Source organism: Paenibacillus sp. 2TAB26, assembly GCF_052115145.1.
Classification (GTDB): Bacteria; Bacillota; Bacilli; order Paenibacillales; family Paenibacillaceae; genus Pristimantibacillus.
Genome location: NZ_JBFRGC010000025.1, coordinates 88850 through 108110 on the forward strand (window position 1 = coordinate 88850; position 19261 = coordinate 108110).

24 protein-coding genes are annotated in these 19261 nt (G+C 43.6%); 7 read left to right on the top strand and 17 right to left on the bottom strand.

Translation table 11 applies throughout. The features are described from left to right. Nucleotides 1-16: 16 nt before the first annotated feature. On the bottom strand, nt 17-448 hold the full coding sequence (locus AB4Z50_RS26350) for a DUF948 domain-containing protein (protein ID WP_076269047.1): 432 nt from the start codon (nt 446-448) through the stop codon (nt 17-19). Between the two features lie 162 nt (nt 449-610). Here AB4Z50_RS26350 and AB4Z50_RS26355 point away from each other — a divergent pair, with 162 nt between their 5' ends. Then, nucleotides 611-3361 (top strand): response regulator, encoded by a 2751-nt coding sequence (locus tag AB4Z50_RS26355; protein ID WP_441883690.1) that lies wholly within the window; start codon nt 611-613, stop codon nt 3359-3361. Continuing rightward, the gene (locus AB4Z50_RS26360; RefSeq protein ID WP_441883693.1) at nt 3334-4224 is read left to right on the top strand and encodes a CheR family methyltransferase; all 891 of its coding nucleotides are present in this window, start codon (nt 3334-3336) and stop codon (nt 4222-4224) included. The genes AB4Z50_RS26355 and AB4Z50_RS26360 overlap by 28 nt, the downstream gene beginning before the upstream one ends. 99 nt (nt 4225-4323) lie before the next feature. On the opposite strand, the gene AB4Z50_RS26365 is transcribed toward AB4Z50_RS26360, so the two are convergent. The 11 genes from AB4Z50_RS26365 to AB4Z50_RS26415 all read right to left on the bottom strand — a co-directional run bounded on the left by AB4Z50_RS26365 (nt 4324) and on the right by AB4Z50_RS26415 (nt 11547). Then, nucleotides 4324-4575, bottom strand: a complete 252-nt coding sequence (locus AB4Z50_RS26365; protein ID WP_430059564.1) for a hypothetical protein — start codon at nt 4573-4575, stop codon at nt 4324-4326. 9 nt (nt 4576-4584) lie between these two features. Continuing rightward, on the bottom strand, nt 4585-5862 hold the full coding sequence (locus AB4Z50_RS26370) for a hypothetical protein (RefSeq protein WP_441883696.1): 1278 nt from the start codon (nt 5860-5862) through the stop codon (nt 4585-4587). A gap of 11 nt (nt 5863-5873) precedes the next feature. Continuing rightward, nucleotides 5874-6716 carry a hypothetical protein gene (locus tag AB4Z50_RS26375; protein ID WP_441883699.1) on the bottom strand — a complete coding sequence of 281 codons (843 nt, stop codon included), beginning with the start codon at nt 6714-6716 and terminating at the stop codon, nt 5874-5876. After that, entirely contained in the window at nt 6713-7402 is a 690-nt protein-coding gene (locus AB4Z50_RS26380) for an ATP-binding cassette domain-containing protein (RefSeq protein ID WP_441883702.1), read from the bottom strand. Before AB4Z50_RS26380 ends, AB4Z50_RS26375 begins: the two co-directional genes overlap by 4 nt. Beyond that, nucleotides 7395-7796, bottom strand: coding sequence for a GntR family transcriptional regulator (locus AB4Z50_RS26385; RefSeq protein WP_441883705.1), 402 nt, complete (start codon nt 7794-7796; stop codon nt 7395-7397). The genes AB4Z50_RS26380 and AB4Z50_RS26385 overlap by 8 nt, the downstream gene beginning before the upstream one ends. Before the next feature lie 188 nt (nt 7797-7984). Continuing rightward, on the bottom strand, nt 7985-8422 hold the full coding sequence (rsbW, locus tag AB4Z50_RS26390) for an anti-sigma B factor RsbW (protein WP_441883708.1): 438 nt from the start codon (nt 8420-8422) through the stop codon (nt 7985-7987). Further along, entirely contained in the window at nt 8419-8751 is a 333-nt protein-coding gene (locus AB4Z50_RS26395; protein ID WP_076269057.1) for an STAS domain-containing protein, read from the bottom strand. Before AB4Z50_RS26395 ends, rsbW begins: the two co-directional genes overlap by 4 nt. Before the next feature lie 77 nt (nt 8752-8828). Beyond that, a complete protein-coding gene (locus AB4Z50_RS26400; protein WP_441883711.1) occupies nt 8829-9443 on the bottom strand; it encodes a hypothetical protein in 615 nt (204 codons plus the stop codon). Between the two features lie 129 nt (nt 9444-9572). Next, complete coding sequence (locus tag AB4Z50_RS26405; RefSeq protein ID WP_441883714.1) at nt 9573-10709, bottom strand: SpoIIE family protein phosphatase; 1137 nt, start codon at nt 10707-10709, stop codon at nt 9573-9575. A gap of 201 nt (nt 10710-10910) precedes the next feature. Further along, the gene (locus tag AB4Z50_RS26410) at nt 10911-11309 is read right to left on the bottom strand and encodes a general stress protein (protein ID WP_076269060.1); all 399 of its coding nucleotides are present in this window, start codon (nt 11307-11309) and stop codon (nt 10911-10913) included. A gap of 73 nt (nt 11310-11382) precedes the next feature. Continuing rightward, nucleotides 11383-11547: a DUF1328 domain-containing protein gene (locus tag AB4Z50_RS26415; protein WP_076269061.1), complete on the bottom strand. Its 165-nt coding sequence runs from the start codon at nt 11545-11547 to the stop codon at nt 11383-11385. A gap of 234 nt (nt 11548-11781) precedes the next feature. Between AB4Z50_RS26415 and AB4Z50_RS26420 the strand changes: the two genes are divergently transcribed. The 5 genes from AB4Z50_RS26420 (at nt 11782) to AB4Z50_RS26440 (ending at nt 15724) form a co-directional block, all read left to right on the top strand. Then, entirely contained in the window at nt 11782-12663 is an 882-nt protein-coding gene (locus AB4Z50_RS26420) for an alpha/beta fold hydrolase (RefSeq protein WP_430059548.1), read from the top strand. 110 nt (nt 12664-12773) lie between these two features. Further along, entirely contained in the window at nt 12774-12932 is a 159-nt protein-coding gene (locus tag AB4Z50_RS26425) for a hypothetical protein (protein ID WP_441883719.1), read from the top strand. A 152-nt stretch (nt 12933-13084) separates the two neighbouring features. After that, the gene (locus AB4Z50_RS26430; RefSeq protein WP_441883722.1) at nt 13085-13762 is read left to right on the top strand and encodes a GntR family transcriptional regulator; all 678 of its coding nucleotides are present in this window, start codon (nt 13085-13087) and stop codon (nt 13760-13762) included. A 19-nt stretch (nt 13763-13781) separates the two neighbouring features. Continuing rightward, nucleotides 13782-14873 carry a mannonate dehydratase gene (uxuA, locus tag AB4Z50_RS26435; RefSeq protein ID WP_441883725.1) on the top strand — a complete coding sequence of 364 codons (1092 nt, stop codon included), beginning with the start codon at nt 13782-13784 and terminating at the stop codon, nt 14871-14873. Then, entirely contained in the window at nt 14870-15724 is an 855-nt protein-coding gene (locus tag AB4Z50_RS26440) for an SDR family oxidoreductase (protein ID WP_441883728.1), read from the top strand. The genes uxuA and AB4Z50_RS26440 overlap by 4 nt, the downstream gene beginning before the upstream one ends. A gap of 108 nt (nt 15725-15832) precedes the next feature. On the opposite strand, the gene AB4Z50_RS26445 is transcribed toward AB4Z50_RS26440, so the two are convergent. From AB4Z50_RS26445 to AB4Z50_RS26465, 5 genes are all read right to left on the bottom strand, one after another. Then, the gene (locus AB4Z50_RS26445) at nt 15833-16120 is read right to left on the bottom strand and encodes a 4a-hydroxytetrahydrobiopterin dehydratase (RefSeq protein ID WP_441883730.1); all 288 of its coding nucleotides are present in this window, start codon (nt 16118-16120) and stop codon (nt 15833-15835) included. 305 nt (nt 16121-16425) lie between these two features. Continuing rightward, a complete protein-coding gene (locus tag AB4Z50_RS26450; protein WP_441883733.1) occupies nt 16426-16650 on the bottom strand; it encodes a helix-turn-helix domain-containing protein in 225 nt (74 codons plus the stop codon). Nucleotides 16651-16772: 122 nt separating this feature from the next. Continuing rightward, a complete protein-coding gene (locus AB4Z50_RS26455) occupies nt 16773-18101 on the bottom strand; it encodes an LLM class flavin-dependent oxidoreductase (RefSeq protein WP_076269071.1) in 1329 nt (442 codons plus the stop codon). 63 nt (nt 18102-18164) lie between these two features. Beyond that, entirely contained in the window at nt 18165-18701 is a 537-nt protein-coding gene (locus AB4Z50_RS26460) for a GNAT family N-acetyltransferase (RefSeq protein ID WP_339204756.1), read from the bottom strand. 63 nt (nt 18702-18764) lie between these two features. Next, a complete protein-coding gene (locus AB4Z50_RS26465) occupies nt 18765-19244 on the bottom strand; it encodes a DinB family protein (protein ID WP_441883737.1) in 480 nt (159 codons plus the stop codon). Nucleotides 19245-19261: the final 17 nt, after the last annotated feature.

Sequence of the window (19261 nt, forward strand, 5' to 3'; positions counted from 1 at the left end):
ATGTTCCTATTATAGCTTATATTTTCTTCACTTTATTCCATATCCTTATTGTGGAAATTGCACCATCATATATCGTACTTATTAAGCTAGGTTCAGATGCTGGTTTCTTCTTGCCTTCACCTTTTATTGAAGCAACTACGCTTGCTGCCGATTCCTTAGCCGCTCCAGTAAATGAGTGCAAGGCGTGACCAAGATCATTGACGGATGCGAACAACACATCGAGCGAGCTTAGCTTCGTTCGTACATCAAGTGTCATTGCATTCGTATTATGAATAGCCTCCTTCACCTCAACGCTAATTTGAGTCACTTCAGTTCGCAGCGAGCCAACGGTTTGCCTCATTTCATCAAGTGCACCTCGCAATACTTTCAACGTTTGAATTAGTGAATACAAGAGAACAAGAAAAGCAATCGCTATAACCGCAATACTGATTTGCATAAGTAGATCCATCGGTCATCACTTCCTTTTTTTCATTACATACCCGCTATTTCATTCTTTGAAACAATAAGCGGTTTTTCTCATATAAGAGGCAGGAATATTCTATGCACTCATTCATGCTATAATAAAGAGAGACTGTTACTAGAATTCTTTCATATAAAGGAGTTTATTCTATTGGGTAATTTACGTTTCAAAATCCGCTCAAAGATTTTACTCGGCTATTTTCTGATCATACTCTGCTTAGGCGTTTCTATCCTTGTCGTCAGCGAGAGAATATCATCCTTACAAACAGAAATTGAGTCAATTACAAGTCGAGATATCGAAGTGCATAATTTGATTACCAGTATTCGCTATAATGTCGTAAGCATGGAGACTAGCCAGCGCGGTTATGTGATTACGGGCAATGACCTTTATTTAGAGCCCTATATTCGTGGAAAAAGCGAATGGGAAGCCAACTATAACGCACTGTACCAGTATTTGTCCGATAATCCAACTACTCTCAAAAGTATGGAAGAAATAAAACTGACCATACAAAATTGGATCGAAATTGCCGGTGAGCCTACTTTAACCATGCGCAAAAATAACGATACGCAAGGTATTATTGATTTCTATAATGACGATATTGGAAAAGACCAAATTGATTCTCTTCGGATACAGTTAGAAACCTTGCGACAAAATGAGATCACTTCAACGAAAGAGCATATTGCTGAATTGGAAAATCGAAATGACATACTGATTATTAGCTTGTATCTCATGCTGCTTATCGTGTCAGTTATTGCTTTCATCATCGTTTCATTTGTTTCCGGCGCAATCGTCAAAACGATCCAACAGGTTGTGAAGACGATAAACGATATCGCATCCTCCGGAGGGGATTTATCCACTCGTATTAAAGTAAATACAAGAGATGAAATTAAAGATCTCGCTGAAGCTACCAATAGTTTGCTTGATAATATAAACGATCAAGATTGGATCAAAACAAAAGTTGCCGAGGTGGCAACGATGAATCAAGGCATTAATGATACATCAACGCTAGCAGATTCTTTTCTCACGAAGCTTGCTCCAATTCTAGGTGCAGCCTATGGCTTATTTTATCTCCGCCAAGGTGCAGGCGAGCAGCAGAGACTTGTAAAAATGGCTTCCTATGCAGCCCATGGCGATCAGTCAGGACTAGAAAGCTTCCGATTGGGCGAAGGCCTTATCGGTCAAGCGGCAGTGGAGAAACGTACGTTTTTGTTGAACACGGCTCCAGAGCATCGAATTAACTTAACCTCGGGTCTTGGAACGCTTCAGCCTAAGAGCATCCTAATCGTGCCTTTCGAGTATGAAGGCAAAGTAGTAGCTGTCGTTGAATTTGCTTCCACCGAGTCATTCACTTCTCAGCACTTAAAGCTGCTTGAGCAAATCGATACTCATTTTGGCGTTGCGATTAACAGCGTTGTTGGCCGAATGGAAATCGAGAGGCTGCTTAGCGAATCGCAAGTGATGACGGAGGAGCTTCAAACGCAAACCGAGGAGCTGCAGACACAGTCTGAAGAGCTTCAGATGCAGCAAGAGGAAATGCGCATGACTACCGAGCATTTAGAGGAACAGAATCTATTTGCCGAACAGAAAACAAAGGAATTGGAAAAAGCAAAAGAAGAGCTCGAGGCCTATTCGGAGCAGCTTAAACAAAGCTCGCAGTACAAATCCAATTTCTTGGCTAATATGTCGCATGAGCTTCGTACTCCATTAAACAGCATCTTAATTCTCTCTCAACTCCTTGCGGAAAATGAGAACCATACGCTTAATTCGGATGAAGAAGGGTATGCTAAAGTCATTAATACATCCGGTAAAGATCTATTAACGCTAATAGATGACATTCTTGATTTGTCTAAAGTCGAAGCCGGAAAACTCATCTTGACGATGGATGAAGTAAACGTAAGTGAAATTCCTGAACATATGAAGCTGCTATTCCAACCTGTCGCTGAGCAGAAAGAAATAGCTTTCCATATTAACGTCAATGCTAATGTACCTCAATTGCTTTATACAGATGGTCAGCGGCTGCAGCAAATTTTGAAAAATCTACTGTCCAATGCTTTTAAATTTACGGAAAAAGGATCAGTTACTCTCGACATCCAGAAGGCTGGCTCGCATGAAGTACAAAAACTTGTACCAGCACATATAAATAAAGACGTTTTGGCCATATCTGTAACCGACACCGGAATAGGCATTCCACTGGATAAACAGCAGCTAATATTTGAAGCGTTCCAGCAGGTCGATGGCGAAACGAATCGTCAATATGGCGGAACAGGTTTAGGTTTATCCATTTGCAATGAATTTACTAAGCTTCTGGGCGGCAGTATCATCCTTGAAAGCTCGCCAAAAAAAGGGAGTACTTTTACTCTCTACGTACCAAGTCTGCCTGATATGGAGAAAGAACAGCTTGTATCCCTTAATCAAGAGGTTGCAGCAGCTTCAGAAACTGTGGTCATCGATGCCTCACCTGATATTGCCGATGATCATAACATTTCTGACTTATCGGAAGATGAATGCACTTTATTTAAAGGGAAAAAGGTACTGCTCGTCGAGGATGATTCCCGTAATGTATTCGCTCTCGTCAAAGCGCTTGAGAACAAAGCATTTAACGTAACCGTGGCAAGCAATGGTAGACAATGCTTGGACATTATAAAAGAACAATCCGACTTCGATATTGTGCTCATGGACATTATGATGCCAATTATGGATGGATTTGAAACGATGAAAATCATACGTCAGGATACCGAAATGAAGGATACGCCAATTATTGCGCTTACGGCGAAAGCGATGAAAAGCGATCGCGACAAATGTTTAGAAGCCGGTGCTTCCGATTATATTAGCAAACCTCTAAATATGGACCAGCTTTTCTCGCTCATGCGGGTATGGTTGACGAAGCAGGTGGGCAATTGACCAGTCAAGGAAATGAAGAAGCTGTAGATTATAATGAATTAACGCTCGATGATCTGGAACGAATCGAAATCGATTTGTTATTGGACGGTATTTACCGCGTCTATGGTTATGACTTCCGCAATTACTTGCGTTCATCGCTTCGCAGACGCATTACGCATCGAATGAATCTTGAAGGCTTGCCCACGATCACCTCTCTCCTTGAGAAGGTGCTCCATGAGCCTGGATTTATTCATATATTGCTTAATGATTTCTCCATACGAGTAACGGAAATGTTCCGTGATCCAAATTTCTTTGCTGCGTTCCGCAAGGATGTTATTCCTTTTCTTAGGAACCTTCCTGAAATTCGCATTTGGCATGCGGGCTGTGCGACTGGAGAAGAGGTTTATTCAATGGCTATCCTGCTCCAAGAGGAGGGCTTGCTGGATAAAGCGAAGATTTATGCAACGGATATGAATGAGCATGTTATCGAGAGTGCAAAACAAGGGAAGTTCCCGCTCAAACGAATGCAAGGATTCACCAAAAATTACTTGCAGGCTGGCGGTACAAAAGAATTTTCCTCTTATTATACGACTGATTATGAGCATTCCTTATTCCATCCTTATATCAAAGAAAATATGATGTTTGCCCAGCATAACTTGGCAACGGATCGTTCTTTCAATGAGTTTCATGTTATTTTGTGCCGGAACGTTCTCATTTATTTTGACCCGGATCTGCAAAGCCGTGTTCATACTTTGTTTTTTGAAAGCCTCGCTCTACAAGGCTTCTTGGCACTAGGCAATATGGAATCACTAATCTCGGTTCATAAAATCAAATACGAGGATTTTAATCAGTCAGAACGAATTTTCCGCAAAATAAGTAATTAGCTAAAGCTGCTTCAGCTCACGAAACAAATAAGAGCCAAAATCCTTTCCTAAGGATTTTGGCTCTTTTCGTTTTAACGTATGGATGATTTCGTTTGTCTCCTATCGGCTAATCGAAACCGAACCTGCTGCTTTAATCGAGGCGCTAATCGTTAATTTTTTCGCTAGGCATTGAAGCTCCTCCGCCGTTCCCTCGAATGGCTTGAGAGCAAGGCATAATTGCAATAAAGCAGCTTTTGCTGCCTCTTCAGCGAGATATGCATCTTGCAAAATAAAGTGAGCAACCTGATAGGCGTATGGCTCAACTCCTTTTAATTGCTGGAGCTTGCAAGGTGTTAGAATGGCTCTGCTCATAACATTTCCTCATCCATTTATTTTTCCGACAATTTCCATATTGTTTAAATGTAAATTCTCCTTTAATTCTTCTGGTGTTTGCTTGCCATTGCCGATTTCAACAACACGGCCAGTATAGAGCAACTCCCCTGTTGCAAGATCGAGCACAGATGCTCCGGCAACATCTGCATGTTGAGTCATAACGTATACACGATTTGAGTTAATCAACAGAAATTTGATCTCGTCTACGTTCAACTGTTCTGCGGATAATTTGGCATAAGCTTGCTCGAATTTATTAGTTGATAAATGATACCGCGATAAGGTGATGTGTTCAGGTCCACTTTTTGCTACATAATACTCATCGCCTTGCAGGCTCGTCCACGCTTCCTTAATCACTAAATTAGTCAATTCAGTCATTAAGCCCGTACGGTAGGAATAAGCAAAATATTTCTCGCTTAGCGTTTCTGGTACCTTGTTCGCTTCTCGATCTTCTTGGCGAATTTTCTCTTCCCTTACAATAAAGATTATTTTCTCGAAAGGAGAACTGTATTGGCCACTTGAATCCCCCATATGCCCAATTTGGATTTGAACATCTTTTTTATTACTTGTGGACTTGATGCCCAGTGACTCGATGTTCGTATTACGCAGCAGCTTCCCGCTTTTCATATCGATGACAAATATCTCGTAGCTGCTGCTCTCGTTGTCGTAATCATATGTACTGACGAGCAAATGAATCTCTTCATCTACCTTTTGAACATCCACTAAATTCATATAATTATTGCTGAAATTGTTCACTCTTGTCGTTTTCACAGCTTTCGGCAGCTCATAAGTCACTTTAAGCTTCGATACTTTATCTGTTGATTCTTCAAGCAGCTGCAGCTGAAATACCGCAATTGCGGCTTCTGAGCCCTTTTTTTCTGCTTTAACTTCTGCATAGACAACCCACTCCTCGTCTCTGTAAAAGCCTTGTGCATTAAGTTTACCCCGCATAAATGACTTATGATCTTTTATCATTTGCTTAATGTCAGGCTGCTTATAGAACCATGAGTCTCCGCTAAGCACATTTTTACGCATATTTTCGTTCGACCTGTAATATTCGCTTCCTTTGAAATTAATATTTAGAGCTTCGGAGCGTCTCTCTAAATATTGAGAGCCTGATAATTCGATATCAGCGCCTTCCTTGGCATCGCCTTGTATCGTTTCCAGCTTATAATCAGGCAAGAAATCTAATCTGCCATATGAATAATAAGTGGCTATTCCGCTTACAACGAGCACAACCATTAAGATCGATAACCAATAACGTCTCATGAACATTCTCCTTACACCGTAATCTTTTTGGCCATCAGCCGCATGCCGAGCCACACTGAAATGCCGAGCACAAGAATGCACAGGGTTAGCCCAAGCGCAAATATTTCATAGGGATACAAATAACTATAGTACTGATCCATATACAAAAATAAAAATGGAGCTGCCACAACGAACACACAACCGGCCAAATAGAGCACGCCATACAAAATGCCTAAACGGCGATAGCTTCGCTCCAGCAAAATGGCAGTAAACACAGCGACTACAACGATGGCTCCAAAGCCGTATAAATAAACAAACTGTTCAAATTGCTGCGGAATAAGCCATACAAGTGCTTGATTGCTGATGATCGCTTCAACGATATGGGAGTCTATTCGCTGATCAGCCGGAACGATGAGGTTGAATACGATATGCTGAATCGGGAGCAATAGTAATTGAAACGAAATAAACGCAAGAACGAACAGGAGAAATGCCGATATTTTGGCTAAATAAAGATTCCTTCTAGCCGTTGGCAGCATTAGCAATCGATATACAAAAGTAGAACGGCCAAACCAATCACGGTACCAGATAACAAAAACATATAAGGCAAGTACACCTATACTAAGGAACATCGGCAAAATATAACCCATCTGCGAGCTGAAAATAGCCCATTCAAACGATAAATATTGAGGAGAAAAACCACCCAGGAGACTTTTGTCTACGGTCTCTAACAACAGCTTTTCTCGAAATGACAATTCTTTGGTCGTCGCCCAAATGAGCGAAGCAAATTGGGTAATCGCAACAATTGCCATTAGAATAGCGAGCACCCAGCGGAAACGATGTACTTCCATATGAACAAGCTTCAAATAACGGTTCATCCTCGGTACACCTCTCTCATCACATCAATGACTGATTTCCCTTGCTCGCTGCGCATTTCTTCGCAGTAGAACTCCCGGTTAATTTTTCCGTTCTGCAATAAAATAGCTTTATCAATGAGCTGCTCCATCTCTCCGATTTCATGCGTTGTGAGCAAAACGCCACGCCCCTCAATCAATTCACTCGTAAACACGTCCACTATCGTTTCTCTGCTGAACAAGTCAATGCCGGAAAACGGTTCGTCCATTAAGATATAATCAGCATCTTGTCCTAACCCCAGCATGAGATTGAATTTAGCGGCTGTTCCTTTCGACAGGTTCCCGATTTTATCCGAATACTCCAGCTTAAAAAACTGCATGAGCTCACTTGCGCGTTTTGGATTCCAGCTTTCATAAAAGTCAGCCATAAACCTGATCGCTTCGGATATTTTCATGCTGGTTGGCATCGTCAAATGATCGGGCACGAACGCTATTTTCTCATACAAGCCTGGACTTAAAAGTTGTTCATCAATAAGGATCGAGCCTGTTGATATAGGAGTCAGTCCCATGATTGCCTTCAGAATCGTTGACTTACCGGCTCCATTCACGCCGATAAGGCAAGCGATTTYTCCCTTTTGCACGGTAAAAGAAACGCCACTCAGAACATCGCGGCGTCGATACCGCTTATGTATATCTTTTACCTCAATCATGCTCCGGCTCACCTTCCTCATATTTGTTTTTAACCAGCTGTAGCAGCTCTTCGATAGGTACATCAATTTTGCGCACCGACGCCACAAAAGCACCTACCGCCTCGCCAATAAGCTCCGATCTTATTTGATTCAGCAGTTCTTTATCATTCGTAATTCRGCTAGGTGAGTTTCCTTCCGTAATAATCAATTGCTGCTCCTCCATTTCCTTATACGCTTTCTGTACCGTATTGGGATTAATTTTCATAAGCGTGCCCAGCTCCCTTCTCGAGGGAGTTTCCTGGCCAGCGGCAAGCTTGCCCGTTGCGATTCGTTCTTTAAAATGACGGACCACCTGCAAATAAACAGGGTCCCGATTATTGAACGCAACTTCCGTCCAGCCTTCAATCGTGTTCATAGTCATACCTCACATTCATCGCAAATGTGTATTACGCACATAATACACTTCATAAGCGTATTATGCATGTAATACACTTGGAAGTCAATGGGAAATTATCCAACAGATCTAGATCAGAATCAAAAAAAAAAGCGGTGCAGGAAATATTCCTGCACCGCTTTTTTTATGTTTTTGTAACCTAAATCACACTAAGCCTCTGCTGCTGCATCCAAATATTTGGTTAGGACGACTTCCGTTCCATTCTCCAATGGATGAACCTCTACCTCGTCCATCAGCGCCTGCATTAAATAAATGCCTAGGCCTCCGACCCGAAGCCCGCTAACGTCGGCTTCAGGGAGCGGAGCTGCTTTATCGAGTGCATCCGATAAAGGGAAAGCTGATCCACTGTTCTTTACTTTGATCGTTAATCCGGATTCAGTTGGTTCAAAGGAAACGTCGATAACCTCTTGCTCGGAGTTCTGAACGCCATGAATAACTGCGTTGTTGCAGGCTTCAGAAACAGCCACCTTCATATCTTCCATTTCTTCATATGCATAACTCATCTTTGAGGCAATTCCGAATAGACAGATTCTGACCAGATCGATATAGTCCGCATGGGCCGGTATTTGTAAACGAATGGCATTCATGCTTGGGCCTCTGTCCCTTCTATTAAATATCTTGAAATGCCTGTGATGTCAAACAGACGCTTAACCGCGGAAGGAATATCCCGCACGAAAAACGGTGCTTTTAGCTCATCACGAAGTTTTAGCACCGAAACGATAATGCCGATTCCGGTACTGTCGATATATTTTAAATGTTTAAGATTTAGAATCAATGCTTTATCTTCGCGGTTCATAACCGGCTCCAGAGCTGCCCGCAGCTGCGGCACTACAGATAAGTCCAACTCTCCGCTTACATGAAGAATAATTTGATTTTGTGTCTCTTCTTGCTTGACTTGAAATTGCTCAGCTTTCATTCCATTCACTCCGCTCACTTTTGTTTAATAAATAGTATCAAGATCCTTCTCCTTGTACAAGCTGTACAAGCGATTTATTACATAGAGAAGCTGTGGAAGTAATGAATGGACGTCAGCTTCTGCGTATCCGCATCAATGAAAAGCTTTAATAAGGCTTCATCTCGCTCGAATACGATACCGTCCTCCGTCACATAATCGGGTTCCCCTAACGCATCCTTTACAGCATCTACTGACGCTGCAACTTCACTTCCATCAATCAGCAGCGTTTTGGTATTCTCCGCCATTTCAACAGATTGTATGAACTCACCGCTAAAGATGACATTCATATTCGGGTATTCATAGGTGATCAGATCGGTTAAATCCGGGTCTGCCGTTTTGCTTTTTGGTTTACCCAGTTTCTGAATCACAAGGCTTGGATCATCATAAAGCGTGATGCCGTTAACCGTTTGAAGCGTAAATTTTGGTTTTTTTGCCTTCACAACCGGTGTTGATTCTGCTGCATAGGTAACTTCGGTTACAGTAGAGGGAGATACAGAAGCGATTACAATTTCATGAGTTGCTTCCTCAGCCTTTATCGCCTTCACTGGGCTTGAAGCAGTCACTGGCGAATACGTTGCGGTGACCTGTCCAATATCTCCCGTGTATGCGAATATACCTCCGATTAAACAACCAATAAGAATAAACGTCCTCATAATTATCTCCCTCCTATGCGGGATTGTTGAGCTTCCTTTTGCTTATACTTACATATAAACCGTTCGGATTGCTTTGAAACAGGTTAAACATTTATTTTTAAAATATAATGATATCTCCAAGCCGGAAATTTATTTGGTTTCAATCATGACTAAGCATATATCGTCCTTCTGGCTGACACTCGCATGCTCCGATAAAAACGCACTGACCATTTCTGCATGCTCACTCGCATCTTTTTTTATTAGCTGTGCGACAAGCCTATTAAGCTTATCCTCTTCTTTATCTCCAAGAGATTCACTTAATCCATCCGTATAAAGAACGATCTTCATATGATCCTCGTAAGAGATGCTGCCCTTTTGGATGTCTATATTTTCAAACAACCCAATCGCACAGCAGCCTGCAGTCAACAAGGTTGTCTCGTCGCCAATTAGCACTTTTCCCGGAGGATGTCCGGCATTTACATATTCAATGACCCGCTTATTCGTATCCAGCACTAAATAAATGGCGGTAAAATAATAATTTAGCAGTTCTTCCTTCTTATACAGCTGGTTCATATACCGATTCAGCTCGCGCATAACAAGACTTGGATCGGTAATATGCGTAATTGTATCCTTAAGCACCGAGGAGATATACATGCAAACCAGTGAAGAAGAAATGCCATGTCCCATCATATCCAGCAAAATAACGCCGTAACGATTCTCATCAATCGGGTACCATGCGTAAAAATCGCCCGCAAGCTCCGAAGAAGGCTGATATACAGCGCTTATCGCCACATGATCATCGTTGATCGGCTGGCTTAATACATTTCTTTGCACCTTCTTGGCTAGCTCCAGCTTTGCTTTAATCTGCCTGTCTCTTTCTTTGTGCCAATCAATTTCTCGCTTGAGCCTTAAAGCAGATCGAATCCTTGCGAGCAGCTCCATCTTGTTGATCGGCTTCATCACGTAATCACTGGCACCGGCATCAAGCGCTTCCGCCATCTTGCTGGAATCGCCGAGCGCAGTAACAAAAATAATCGGTACATCCTTATAGCGCTCCACCTGCAATATTCGTTTGCAAGCTTCTAAGCCATCAATCTCCGGCATCATCATATCCATCAAAATCAAATCTACGTTTGATTCAGTCGATAGCGTACAATCAATGTCCAGCATCGTATAAAGCTCTTTTGCAGAGGACGCGATTTTCAAATTTTTATAACCTTCTTTATTTAAAATAGCTTTAATAATAATCTGGTTAGTAGCATTATCATCTACAATTATAATACTCATATGCAGGCTCCTTTAGCTCCAATAACTACTACTTATATTCTGAGCGTAAGCGGTAGTAGAGTCAAATTTTTATAAGTAAAATTACCAAGCAGCATATTAACTTATAAGCTTACTTATAAAATTGAAACTTAGCTTTCTAATAAAGGGCCTACCCTCGCGGATAGGCCCTGATTGAATTCTTGGTAGTTGTGGAGTCGGATGTTAACCCATGTATTGAGGGTAGTAGTATACGGCAGGGTCAAATTCTTCACCTGTATATTCTTTACCGCCCCATGCGATGACCAAGATTTTATCCTGATCCATCTCGCGCTCAAGACGCTGTGACTCTTGCTCCGAAATACCAAGTGATCTCATCTTCGCCCGCAGCTCATCTCCGGTCGAACGGAAAATGTTGGCGATCGCCGATCCTAGACCTTCCTCGGAAATGCCGATTTTCTCAGCGTCCGTGTTGTCAGCAATACGATTTGTCCGGTCCTTGTCATGCGTCAGTACAAAAATTTTGTCCTTCGCATAACCTTCCGTTTGAAATTTATAAACCTGCTCTTGCACCTCGACAGCGTTGTTTACCGTGTGTACCTTCGTATTGGATAAGTGATTCATAATAAATTCCTCCTCCGTTTTTGTTTGGAATCGTATAGTTTAGATTAATGTTGTTTTACTTTGTTAGATGAAGTTAACTGACTCGTCTTCTACCAACGATGAGGGAAACAATAAAGAGAATAACGAATACGACGAATAATATTTTTGCTATCCCGGCTAATGCGGAGGCAATGCCTAGAAATCCGAAAATGCCTGCGACAATGGCAAAGATGAAAAATAATAATGCCCATCCTAACATTGGAATCATCCTTCCTTTGAAGCTGTTTTTGTTGATTGGTTAATTTGTTAACTTGTCATGTTATTAACCAGCCTATTGACCTTTGAAACAACCCATTCTCAGACTTCCGAATTGAAAATAGGGCTATTAATGAAGAAATAAATAATCCGTTTTTTCAAATGTTTCAGAAGCTCTGGAATAGGTTAAGAGACTACACCAAAACAAATCGATAATAGAAAAGGCTGGTGATGATCGATGGAAAAGCAGCGTATACACGTTAATGGCATCGATTTAGTCTATGAAGAATGTGGCAGTAGTAAAGGAGACGTCATTGTATTGCTCCACGGCTTTTGCGGCTCATCTCAATACTGGCAAAAAATCTGTCCTGTATTAGGTGATCAATATCGCGTCATCATCCCTGATCTCCGCGGTCACGGCGGTTCATCTGCTCCTGAGGGCCCGTATACAATGGAGACTATGGCCGAGGATATTGCAGCACTTTTGGAAGCACTTGCAATTGAGAAGGTTGTTATGTTCGGTCATTCCTTGGGCGGTTATGTAACAGCTGCCTTTGCAGAAAAATATCCGGACAAGCTCGCAGGTTTTGCCCTTATCCATTCGACTGTGCTTCCCGACTCCGAGGTAACAAAGGAGAAACGTGATACAGATATTGAAGCGATTCACGAAAAAGGCATTTCAAAATACTTGTACAGCATCATTCCTAATCTATTTACCGATGATAAAGTCGGAGAAATGCGCGACGAGGTCAATCAGCTAATTGGAGTAGGTCAGGAGATGGAGGCACACGCTGCTATTGCTACATTAGAGGGGATGAAGATGCGTCCCGACCGCAGCCATGTGCTGGCTGAAGCCAAATACCCTATTTTGCTAGTAGCAGGCGCAGAGGATGGTGTCATTAAACCTAATGATACGTTCACGGTTACGAGTCTGGATCAACCAGAAACGACGTTCAAATACCCTCATATTCTGGAGACTACTTTTGAAAATGTCGGACATATGAGTCTTATGGAAGTATCCGATCAGCTAGCGAGAGTGATGTCGACGTATTTGAAAACGCTATTAGAGCGTGAGAAAACGAGAACTGAAGCAAAAACGGAAAATGCCGCAAGCAGCTAAGTTATCTTTTTTCACTACAAATGTTTCATATCATGCTGTGCGGGGTAAATAAGAATAAGCAGGTAACCCCCTATCTACCTGCTACAAAATAACTGGAGGTGCTAGTTACTATGAGTAGTACGAATACTTCTTATCGAACGGGAGAAATTGTTAAGCATGCTGGGAACTACATTTCAGAGTCAGGCAAGAAAGATAAGCTCCAAAAGGGAGAAAAATTCCCTGCTTGTCCTATTAGCGGTAATGAAACAACTTGGAGTAATACCGATTAGCGCAAAATAAACGTATGGAACCATATTGAAGGGCTGTCTCAGAAGTAGATCATCTACTTTTGGGGCAGCCCTTCTGGCATTTTAAATTTACGCTTACGCGCTTGTATACTTGTATGGTAGTATGGTAGTGTGAAGATGAAAGGAATGAGCCGATGGATTACCATGTACGTCAACAGCCCCTATCCACTAGAGACTCCGTTTATATGCAGCTAAGAGAACAGATTTTGAAGCTGGAACTGCCGCCTGGAACAGCTCTTTCAGAGAATGAGACTTCCATTTTGTTTAAGGTCAGCCGCACTCCCGTAAGGGAAAGCTTCCTTAGACTCGCTCAAGAGGGTCTTGTTCAAGTGCTTCCACAGCGGGGAACACTCGTTTCATTAATCGACACTGCACTCGTAGAGGAAGCAAGATTTATGCGAGAGCATCTAGAGAGGGCTGTCATTCGGTTAGCGTGCAGCCATTTTCCTGCGCCCTACCTTCTCAAGCTTCAGAACAACCTTCACCTTCAGCAGGAAAGCATTCACAACAAAGATAACCAAAGTATGTTTTCGCTTGACGAGGCTTTTCATCGCATCTTATTTGAAGGCTGCAGCAAGAGCAACACCTGGTCGAATATGCAGCAAATGAATGGGCATCTCAATCGAAGCCGTATGCTGCGTCTGGTGGATGATCTCCACTGGGAAAATCTTTATACGCAGCATCGCATGATGGCAGAAGCTGTAGAAGCTCAAGATGCGGATACAGCTGAACGGCTCATGACGGAGCATCTTACTCAGAACATATCCGATCAGGCCGTGCTTAAGGAAAAGTATCCTCATTACTACAAATAAAACGGGAGGATTGATACGCATGAAAATGACTTTTAGATGGTTCGGAGAAGGCAACGATACGGTTCCCCTTAGCTATATTAAACAAATTCCCGGTACAGACGGTATCGTCTGGTCGCTTCATGATGTTGCGGCAGGAGAGGAATGGCCGCTGGAGCGAATTTTGGAGGTAAAGCAGCAAGCAGAGCAATACGGTTTGCATATCGATGTCGTTGAAAGCGTTAACGTGCACGAGGACATTAAGCTTGGTTTGCCGTCGCGTGATTTATACATAGACAATTATAAGAAAACAATTGAGAAGCTAGGCAGCGTTGGCGTTAAAGTTATTTGCTATAACTTCATGCCCATCTTCGATTGGCTGCGCACCGATTTGCACAAGCCGATGGGAAATGGTGCAACCGCTTTATTTTATGAAAATAGCCGAATAGCTGATGCCGATCCATTCCAATTTGTTGAAGAAATTAACGCGAACTCAGCGCTAACTATGCCGGGTTGGGAGCCTGAGCGGCTGCAGCATTTGACGAAGCTGTTTGAGGCTTATCAAGGCGTGACCGAAGAGCATCTATGGGAAAATCTTCGTTACTTCTTAAATGAAATTATACCTGTAGCAGCACGCAATGGCATTCGAATGGCCATTCATCCGGATGATCCGCCATGGTCTGTGTTCGGATTGCCGCGTATTATGACAGGACAGGAAAACTTCAGAACTTTCCTTAAGCTTTATGATAGTCCGTTTAACGGAATTACGCTTTGCAGCGGCTCGCTCGGCGCAAATCCTAGCAATGATATTATTTCTATGATTCATGAGTTTGCAGATCGTATCCCATTTGCCCATATCCGCAACGTCCGCGTGTATGAGAACGGAGACTTTATCGAGACGTCTCACCGTACAGAAGATGGAACCGTTGATATCGCAGGCATTGTGAGAGCTTATCACGAGGTGGGCTACACAGGATATGCAAGGCCTGATCATGGGCGTCATATTTTTGATGAGCAGTGCAGACCGGGATATGGCCTATACGATCGCGCGCTCGGCATTATGTATTTATGGGGGCTTTGGGACTCGTATCAGCTTGCAGCCGCTTCAACTGCAGGTTTGGAGGGCAAATCATGACACTGCTGCCTAAGCATGAGTCATTTGAAGGCAAGGTCGCTGTCATCACTGGTGGTGCTGGCGTACTTTGCCGAGTCATGGCGCTTGAGCTTGCTAGACAAGGTGCCAAAATCGCCATACTCAATCGCACCGCTGAGAAAGGGATTGCTGTGGCTGAGGAGATACAGGCTGCCGGCGGGATCGCCATCGCTGTCGCATGTGACGTCACCAACGCTGAAAGCACGAAAGCAGCGGCAGCGGCTGTGCTCGATAAGCTTGGTCCATGCGATATATTAATTAATGGTGCAGGCGGCAATCATCCTAGCGCGAATACGACGAACGAGACCTTTAAGCCAGAGCATCTTCACGCAGAAAATATAACGACGCTGTTTAATTTGAGCATTGAAGGATTCCGCAGCGTCATGGATCTCAACTTTATCGGCACACTTATTCCAACGCAAATCTTTACAGAACAAATGCTTGGCCGTCAGGGCGCAACAATCATAAATATTTCATCGATGAGCGCTCCATCACCGATGACCAAAGTACCTGCCTATAGTGCAGCCAAAGCAGCTATCGTCAATTTCACGCAGTGGCTGGCCGTTCATCTAGCTGAATCCGGCATTCGAGTTAACGCTATTGCTCCCGGGTTTTTCCTGACTGAGCAAAACAGAAAGCTGCTATTGGACGAGGATGGTCATTTAACCGAACGCTCGGGCAAAATTATTTCCCATACTCCGATGCGCCGTTTCGGCAAACCCGAAGATTTGCTGGGCACTCTATTATGGCTCGCTGACGAGACAACGGCAGGTTTTGTCACTGGTACAACGATTCCAGTTGATGGCGGTTTTTTAGCGTATTCAGGTGTTTAGTTTTTCATAAAAAAATAGCAGGCTGCCTAATGGACTTATCGTCTGGGGCAGCCTTTTAATCTTTTTCCATACATTTTCTTAGAAAATCCAGCTTAATCAAGGGTATATTCAAGCGCTGGCATAAGCAAGGTCATAAGCTGCTGCTGCTGTAAAATCCAGCTCCGTAAGGCCGCCATCATGCCATGTCGTCATTCGGAGCGTTACCATTTTATAATCGATAGCTATGAATGGATGATGGTTCAGACGCTCGGATGCTTGCGCTACCTCGTTTACGAAAGCGATAGCGCTTGGAAAAGATTTAAAGCGATATTTTTTGATTATCCATTTACCATCCTCCCGCTTCCAGCCTTCACATGCCGCCAAGCTTTTTTCGATTTCGGGCTCCGTTAGCTTCATACATTCCCCACCTTCGTTTCATTATCGCTTTACACCTGTGTAAGGCCTATCTTATTTCATCATGTTATAGCAAGGAAAAGGATTGAACAAGTTTGGCCACACGAATTAATGAATATATTGCACATGCGAACCCCCGCTATTAATTTGAGAGAGCTGCAGCAAGAAAAACGCCGCCCAGGGAGCTGGACAGCGCTATTTATTAAGGCTTATGCTCTGTACAGGTCGGCTTCCTGCACGTCCAATATTTTCAGCGAAATAGCCCGGCAGGTCGTAGAAGACCTACAGGGCTATTTTTCTTTGAATCATTATTCTACTTCATTGGATGTCCGCAACTCATAGAGTTCGGGTACATCACATTTAATCGTTGCAGCTATCGAAATCGCTACCTTAAGCGGCATGATTCGTTTGTTGTCGATATAGTCGCCGATCCTCTCGGGTCTCACCATCAGTGCATCTGCAAGCTGCGCCTGCGATAACCCGCGTTCGCTTAATCGCTGCTCCAGCAGGCAATCGCCCAATTCGTATTTCATCGTATTGCACCTCCATTTAACGGAACGCACAATACAAGTCTACCCAAGCAACCCTCTCTATACCCTCTCAAGACTTGTCATTATCACAACCTGAAAGGAAGGACTATTCATTTTAAAATTAATTAGCTATTCACTTTCTCTTTCGTATAGCGATTCGCCGGAATCTGTAAGCCGAGATTGCCGCGCAGCGTATCCGATTCATAATCAGTGCGATAAATGCCGCGCTCTTGGAGAATTGGAACAACCAGCTCAACAAAATCATTCAAGCCGCTTGGAATCGAAGAATGAATAATGAAGCCGTCTGCTGCTCCCTCTTCATGCCACTCCTCAATCAGATCTGCAATTTTCTCAGGTGTACCAATGAACTGCGGACGCGGAGTCGCGGATTGAAGCGCAACCTGGCGCAGCGTCAGATTTTTCTCTTTCGCTACTTTTTTAATTTTGTCCGTGCCGCTGCGGAAGCTGTTTTGACCGAGGTCACCAAGCTCTGGGAACTGCTCATCAAGCGGATATTGAGAGAAGTCATGATGCTCGAAGAAACGCCCTAAATAGTTCAAAGCATTCTCGATCGTCACTAACTCTGCTAGCTCTTGGTACTTGCGCTCAGCTTCCTCTTCCGTGCGTCCAATAATCGGACCAATGCCAGGAAGAATAACGATATCATCCACCGAACGGCCTTCAGCCACCGTACGATCCTTCACGTCTTTATAAAATGCTTTGGCATCTTCGATATTGTCATGGCCTGTGAACACCGCATCTGCTGCTTTGCCAGCCAGCTTCTTGCCGCTCTCAGAAGAACCTGCTTGAAAAATAACCGGATGACCTTGCTTCGAGCGAGCAATATTAAGCGGACCTTGAACGGAGAAATACTCGCCTTTATGATCTAGACGGTGCAGCTTAGACGGATCAAAGAACACACCTGACTCTTTGTCTCTGACGAAAGCATCGTCCTCCCAAGAATCCCACAAGCCGCGTGTCACTTCCAAATACTCTTCGGCAATTTTGTAGCGCTCATCATGTGTCGGATGATCCGTTTTGCTGAAATTGCTTGCCGAGCCCTCAAGCGGAGATGTAACGACATTCCATCCAGCACGACCGCCGCTAATATGATCTAAAGAACCAAATTGTCTTGCAACCGTAAACGGCTCACTATATGAGCTCGATAATGTGCCAACCAATCCAATTTTGGACGTAACAGCTGCCAGCGCGGACAATATCGTAATCGGCTCAAAGCGGTTTAAAAAATGCGGAATCGATTTTTCGTTTATATATAGACCGTCAGCGATAAATACAAGATCGAACTTACCCGCTTCAGCAGTCTGTGCCTGCTCCGTATAAAATTTAAAGTTCACGCTCGCATCAGCCGGCACTTCCGGATGCCGCCATGCCGAGATATTGCCTCCCACACCATGAATCAATGCGCCAAACTTAAGTTGCTTGCGGTTCGCCATAATAAACAGCCTCCTAATGAACATAGTATGATTGATCTTCTGACAGCAAAAGCAGCCGTCCTGCTAAGTTACCTGCAATAACGATGCTTCCTTTAATTGAAGCCGGTAGCTCTTAACGAGCGTTTCCCCGTTCATTAAATCCTTATCAAATGCGCGCTCGAAGCCGAGGCGCTCGTACAGCCTTACAGCTGAATCCATCATGTCTGAAGTATGAAGATGCAGCGTCTCCGCTCCCCATTCCTTTGCAAGCTTTGCACTGGCACGGATAAGCTCCGTCGCTACGCCGAAGCCGCGTGCTGCCTGTGATACAGCGAGCAGGCGAATAATCGGTGAATGAATTTGAAGCTCCGGCCGTCCATAGGCCGCTTCAGAGGAATCAAACAAGAACACACTTCCAACGATCTTCCCGCCGAGCACCGCGACTAAACGCGCCTTCGTTGCTGCTCCTTCAACAGATTCCAGTATGCTTTCTTTATATTGATTCCATGCCGCTTCAGGCAGCACTTGCTCATATTGGCCATAAGCATCAATAAGTACTTCCCGTGTAGCATCTAGATCCTCAAGCTCAGCATTACGAATAATGACAGCTGTATCAGACATGCTTCTTCACCTGCTCTCCCTTTATATGATCACAATGGCTATACCTTAAAAAATGGCATTAATCTAATTGCGAGAGTCCAGCTCTCCCTGCTTGATTCGACGAATTTGACCTAAGTGACCTTGCACGTGCTTCACAAATGCCGGTACGATCACAGCTATTGATACGGGCTCACCTTTAAAGTTAATGCCGGTCTTGCTCCATTCTTCCTCAGTCAAACGATTAAACAACAGGCTGTTATATTGAACAAGTGAACGTGCAGCAAGCAAAATATCTTTAACATCGCCTTCATTTGCCCTTTGGCCAGACACCCAAGCATCCTGTTTAAAGGAAGGCAGCCTCGTCTCGGAGCCAGACAAGATTTCACGAATGCGAAAGGATACGATAATGCTGTGATCAACGAGATGAGCGAGCACCTCGGTCACACTCCATGACTCAGGGGCAGCCTTCCATTTCAGCTGGTGATCCGACAGCCATTCCAATTCCTGCTCAATTTGATCATATACGTTCACAAATGCATGAATATCGACAATGGGTTCGCTCATTTAAAATCCTCCTCGTG